Annotated in this window: 6 protein-coding genes; 2 read left to right on the plus strand and 4 right to left on the minus strand. The window is 75.1% G+C overall.

The features are described from left to right. Nucleotides 1–503, minus strand: a 503-nt coding sequence (locus tag L7D48_RS25655) for a lytic polysaccharide monooxygenase auxiliary activity family 9 protein (RefSeq protein WP_237882972.1), incomplete at its 3' end; no start/stop codon positions are given. Between the two features lie 441 nt (nt 504–944). Continuing rightward, the gene (locus L7D48_RS25660; protein WP_237882973.1) at nt 945–1370 is read right to left on the minus strand and encodes a cupin domain-containing protein; all 426 of its coding nucleotides are present in this window, start codon (nt 1368–1370) and stop codon (nt 945–947) included. Between the two features lie 151 nt (nt 1371–1521). Here L7D48_RS25660 and L7D48_RS25665 point away from each other — a divergent pair, with 151 nt between their 5' ends. Beyond that, nucleotides 1522–2283 (plus strand): hypothetical protein, encoded by a 762-nt coding sequence (locus L7D48_RS25665; RefSeq protein WP_237882975.1) that lies wholly within the window; start codon nt 1522–1524, stop codon nt 2281–2283. 15 nt (nt 2284–2298) lie between these two features. Here L7D48_RS25665 and L7D48_RS25670 read toward each other — a convergent pair whose 3' ends face one another. Further along, nucleotides 2299–3159, minus strand: coding sequence for an endonuclease/exonuclease/phosphatase family protein (locus tag L7D48_RS25670; RefSeq protein WP_237882977.1), 861 nt, complete (start codon nt 3157–3159; stop codon nt 2299–2301). A gap of 186 nt (nt 3160–3345) precedes the next feature. Continuing rightward, the gene (locus L7D48_RS25675; protein ID WP_237882978.1) at nt 3346–4128 is read right to left on the minus strand and encodes an alpha/beta fold hydrolase; all 783 of its coding nucleotides are present in this window, start codon (nt 4126–4128) and stop codon (nt 3346–3348) included. A 195-nt stretch (nt 4129–4323) separates the two neighbouring features. Here L7D48_RS25675 and L7D48_RS25680 point away from each other — a divergent pair. Beyond that, nucleotides 4324–5035, plus strand: a 712-nt coding sequence (locus L7D48_RS25680) for an AAA family ATPase (protein WP_237882980.1), incomplete at its 3' end; no start/stop codon positions are given.

A 5035-nucleotide genomic window follows, 5' to 3' on the forward strand; every position in this document is an offset into this window, starting at 1 on the left:
GCGGGCGGGGTGGGCGTCCCGCCGTCATCGCCGCCGCCACCGTCCCCGCCGCCGCTGCCGACCTGGACGTCCACGCAGTTGTAGAACGCGTTGGCGGTGTCCGCGACGTTCCACACGGCGAGGATCTTGTGCTTGCCGGAGGGCAGGCCGCTCAGGGTGTGCGAGATGTTCGACGGCGGGCGGGTGCCGCCCTGGTCGAACCGCTTGAACAGGACGCCGTCGACGTAGTAGTCCCAGGTGCTGGTGCTGTGCGCGGCGGTCAGCCGCCACTGGAAGGTGACGGTGCTGGAGACCTGGGTCACCGGCCAGTTGCGGCTGTCGTCGTCCAGGAAGGTCCAGCGGGTGCCGCCGCTGCACAGGCGCGAGCCCTTGGGGGCCTCGACGCTCTGCGGCTCGTACTGCAGTCCGTCGCAGCCGGTGACCCGGCCGGTGGCGCAGTGGTCCTGGCGGCTGGGCGGGGAGGTGATCCAGCCGTGGGCACCCGCCGAGCTTGCTGAGGTCATGACAATCGTGAGGGGCAGTGCCAGCGCGAAGGCGAAGAGCGAGGCCAGCAGCCTCGCGGGACTCCTCCGCGCCGTCCGTGCTGTCCGTGGTGCGTGTCCGGTCTGTCGCATGTGGGGGCTCCTCCTCCCTCCGCGCGCGGCCTCCTCGGCCGGCGTGCGGAGCGGTACGGGGGGTGGCGACCTGCCGTGCGCAGGGCCTCGCCGGTGACGATAGATTGGTTCAGACCAATCGTTAAGGGTGACTTCCGGTCCGTTCCCGGAGGGCGTGGTCGGGTGCACGCGGCGCAACGGGGGTCGTCCGGCCGGGCGGAGGAAGCCGGCGGGTGGGCGAAGAAGGCGGAAAAGAGATGTTCTGTCCGCTGACCGAATCCGGTCTGTACCAATGGCCCCTGCCCCTGCCCCTTCCCCGCCGTGTCGCGGCGGGGAAGAGGGCAGGCGCCCTCAGGCCAGGGCGTGGCCGGTGGTGCTGTCCACGTGGCCGGGGATCTCTCCCTCGTGGCGGTCCCCGGTCGAGGCCGTCCCGGTGGGCTCGAACATCAGGATCGACCCGCCGGCCGAGGACGGCTTGTGCTCGGTGCCGCGCGGCACCACGAACACGTCGCCCCTGTGCAGTTCGACGGTCCTCTCACCGCCGTCGGCGTCGCGCAGGGCGATGTCGAAGCGGCCGTCGAGGACGAGGAAGAACTCGTCGGTGTCCTCGTGCACGTGCCAGACGTGCTCACCCTCGGCGTGGGCGATCCGCACGTCGTAGTCGTTCACCCGGGCCACGATCCGCGGGCTGTAGACGTCACTGAAGGAGGCCAGGGCCTCGGCCAGGTTCACGGGCCGCGGCGCGGACTGGGATGCGGGTACGGGTGTCTCGGTCATGGGATCGATTCTCGGTGGTTTCCGCACGCCGCTCCCGGTGTTTCGCGGGAGTGCACGGAGAACGCGGGGCCCGTCCGGCGGTTTCCCGGAGTTCCGCCGAACCGGCCCGCGAACCGGGCCCCGTCGCTGACCTGCCCGGATGTTCACGGATATGACGGACAGTCTGTGGGACGGGAACCCCCAGCCGCTGCGCGACTGGCTGGTGGGCAAAGGAGTGGACGTCGACGGGCTCAAGGGCCTGCCGCACTGGAACGCCGAATCACCCGACGGCGAGCCCGTCGGGGAACCCGAGGGCGGACCGGAGACGGAGCCGGGCGGCGGGCGGCCGCCGGAGGACCAGCGGTCCACCCTCAGAAGGCCCGGGGACCGCTGGCGGAAGGCGTACGAGAGGACGTCGGCGGCCCTGGGGAAGCTCGGGGACGAGCCGCACGGCGTACCGCTGCTGCTGAGCTATCTGCTCCACGAGGTCGCGGAGGCGTGGGAGAGCTCCTACCACTTCGGTCTGCTGTGGGATGTGCTCGACGCCGTCCGCGACTGCTTCCCCGGCCATCCGACGGCTCTGGCCCCCCGCGCCAGGAGACCGAACCTCCCGGCGGACTGGAGACCCCCGCTGCCCGCCGGCTGGGCGCCCGGCCTCGCCGCCGACCGGACGGCCGCCGGTGCGGTGCTCCATCTGATGGACTCCCTGGACGCCATGATCCGGGCCGAGAACGCGATGGTCAGCGGACTCCCCCGGGTGCAGGCGCCGGCGGCGGAGGCCGCCGCGCGCCACGCCCGGCGGGCCGCGGAGCTGGTGGGCGGACTCCCCGCCGAGCACGCGTGGCTGCGGGAGTACGTGCTGCGGGTGGCGGGCCGGAACGAAGACTTCCGCGCGCTGCCGCTGTCCGTCCCGGACGGGGCCGCCCGCCCGTAGACTGGCGCGTCCCCCTCAGGAAGCCGGCTTCGGGGCCGGCACCCGGACCGGCTCCGGGGCCGGTTCCAGGGCCAGGTCCGCCACGACGGCGGCGTGGTCGGAGGGCCAGACGCCGCCGACCGGGCCGTCGCCCGCCCGCCGCACGTTCGTGACACGGCCGATCCCGCCCGGTCCGGGCGGCCCGACGCGGATGTAGTCGACGCGTGCGCTGGGCCGGAAGGTGGCCGCGACATAGGGGTTGGCCGCGTCCCGGGTCGCGGCCGGGGCGGCCGGATCGGCGTACTCCCAGGCGTCCGGCAGCACCTGGCCCTCGACGGCGGGAGCCGTACGCGAGCCGCCCAGCAGCCGGATCTCGTCGGAGTCGGGCGTCGCGTTGAAGTCCCCGGTGACCACGGGCGGGAAGTTGCTCCCGCCGCGGTGCGCCGCGACGAACTCCGCCAGGGCGGCGACCTGCCGGCAGCGCAGGGCCGAGGCGTGGGCGGCGGAGGTCAGGTGCGTGGTGAAGAACGGCACCGGGCGGCCGGGCGCGTCCAGCAGCGCGTACAGCGCCACCCGCTCGTCGTCGCCCCCGGCCGGGGGCAACGGGGCCGCGGCCCGGTCCGTTATGGGCCAGCGGCTGAGCACGGCGTTGCAGACGCCGACCTCCGGGTCGCCCAGCCGCTCGCGCCACGGCCCGGGGACGTTCCAGGCGACCCAGGCCCAGTGCATGCCCAACTCGCGGGCGAGCCGTCCGGCCAGGTTCTCCCCGCCGCGGGTCCACACCTCCTGCAGGCCGACCGCGTCGGGCCGCGTCTCGCGCAGTGTTGCGAGGATCGCCTCGTACCGCTCCCGCCACGGTCCGAACCGCCACCACACGTTCCACGTCATCACGCGCATCCGCCGCCCGCTCCCTGCTGCCTCGCCCCGGTGGGCCATGGGTGTACCCCGTCCACCGCCCCGCTACCCGCCCGACGTGACGCGCGGCGGTACGCGGGGCGAACGGTTCGGGTACGGCCGCCGCGGCCGGTCAGCGCCGGTCAGCGCCGGTCCATGCCGGTCAGCGCCGGTCCGCGCCGGCCGGCGTCAGTCGGCGGACTCCAGGAAGTCCGCTATCGCCGGGGCGAAGGACGGGTCGCGCACGGCCGTCAGATGGTCGCCGCGCAGGTTCCGCAGTGAGGCGCGGGGGAGCGCGTCGGCGAGCACCCCGGGGCGTGCGGCCAGCGGATCGTCCGCACCCGCGAGCACCAGGGTCGGCACGGTGACGTCCGCCAGCGCGGTCGGGCCCTGGTGCATCGACCTGCCCTGCGCGGCCAGGGCGCGGCGGTCGGCGCCCACCTCGTCCGCCCAGATCCGCAGGCCCGCCATCCGCAGCGGCACGTCGGCCGGGTCGTCCGCCAGCAGCGCCGCCACCACCAGTTCGGGGGGCAGTTCGCGGGTGTCCACACCGCCCAGTTCGACCACCCCGGCCCCCACCCCGCCGACGACCAGCCGGGTGACGCGCTCGTCCCGGGCGGCGGCCAGCAGCGCGGCGACCGCGCCCATCGAGTAGCCCACCAGATGCGCCCGCCTCTCGCCGAGGACGTCCAGCAGGGCCAGCAGATCGCGTGCCATGGTCCTCTCGCCGTAGCGGCGGGCGTCGTGCGGCTTGTCGGAGCGGCCGTGGCCGCGCGCGTCGATGCCGACCACCCGCCGCCCCCGCCGGGTCAGCACCTCGACGACACCGGGCCGGACCCAGTTGGTGTGGGTGTCGGCGATGAAGCCGTGGTGCAGCACCACGACCGGCAGTCCGCCGTCCGTGCCGGGCGCCGGGTCCCAGTGGTGGTAGCGGATGGTCACACCGTCGAAGGAGGTGAACTCTCGTGTCATGGGCCGACCGTAGGACGGCCGGTCGCGGCCCGGCGGCCTCGGGGAGAGCCGTTGTGCGAGCGCACACGCCGCCCGGCCGGCCGCTGGGCGGTGGCCGCGACCTGGCCTTATTGTCATGGACGCTATGTGGGCTCGGTGCTGTCGTGAAGGCAGACCCGGGCGACCTGGAAGTCCCTTCCGAGGAGGGATGCGCGGATGCACGGTGCGAACACCGCACGGAAGGCCGTTGCGGAACTGATCGGCGGCGCACGCGCGGGACGGGGCGGCGCGCTGCTGGTGCGGGCCGAACCGGGACTCGGCGCCGGCGCCCTGCTGGACCACGCCGCCGCCTCCTTCGAGAGGGCCGGCCCGGGCGGCACCGTGCTGCGCGCGAGGGGTGTGGCCGCCGAGACGGCCGTCCCCTACAGCGGACTTCACGCCCTGCTGCGGCCGGTGGCCGACCGGGCGGCACCGGACGACCCGCGCACCGCCGCCCTCGTCCGCGCGCTGACGCTGGGCGCCGCGCCCGCCGACGAGGGGCCGGTGCTGGCCGGACTGCCGGCGCTGCTGCACGACCTGGCCGCCGAGGGGCCGCTGCTGCTGTGCGTCGACGACGCGCACCACCTCGACGCGCCCAGCCGCCGGGTCCTGGGCTTCGCGGCCCGGCGGCTGGGCCCGCCGCTGCCCGTCGCGATGCTGGTCGCGGCGCACTGCGACGGCGCCGAGGACCCGCTGCTGGCCGGGCTGCCCGTGATCACGCTGGAGCCGCTGGACGCCGCGGCCGCCGGCGCGTTCCTGGACGAGCTGCTGCCCGCCGACGCGGACCCGGCCGTACGCGAGGCGCTGCTGCACAGCGGCGGCGGCAACCCCGGCCTCCTCGCCGACCTGGCCGCCTCCCTCACCCCCGCCCAGCTCACCGGCACCGAAC

It is taken from the genome of Streptomyces sp. ICN903 (genome assembly GCF_022015835.1).
GTDB classification, from domain to species: domain Bacteria; phylum Actinomycetota; class Actinomycetes; order Streptomycetales; family Streptomycetaceae; genus Streptomyces; species Streptomyces fenghuangensis.

Bases quoted from the DNA above. Each gene is read 5' to 3' on its own strand.
- L7D48_RS25670 (WP_237882977.1), bottom strand. From the start codon at position 3,159: ATGCGCGTGATGACGTGGAACGTGTGGTGGCGGTTCGGACCGTGGCGG.
- L7D48_RS25660 (WP_237882973.1), bottom strand. From the start codon at position 1,370: ATGACCGAGACACCCGTACCCGCATCCCAGTCCGCGCCGCGGCCCGTG.
- L7D48_RS25665 (WP_237882975.1), top strand. From the start codon at position 1,522: ATGACGGACAGTCTGTGGGACGGGAACCCCCAGCCGCTGCGCGACTGG.
- L7D48_RS25675 (WP_237882978.1), bottom strand. From the start codon at position 4,128: ATGACACGAGAGTTCACCTCCTTCGACGGTGTGACCATCCGCTACCAC.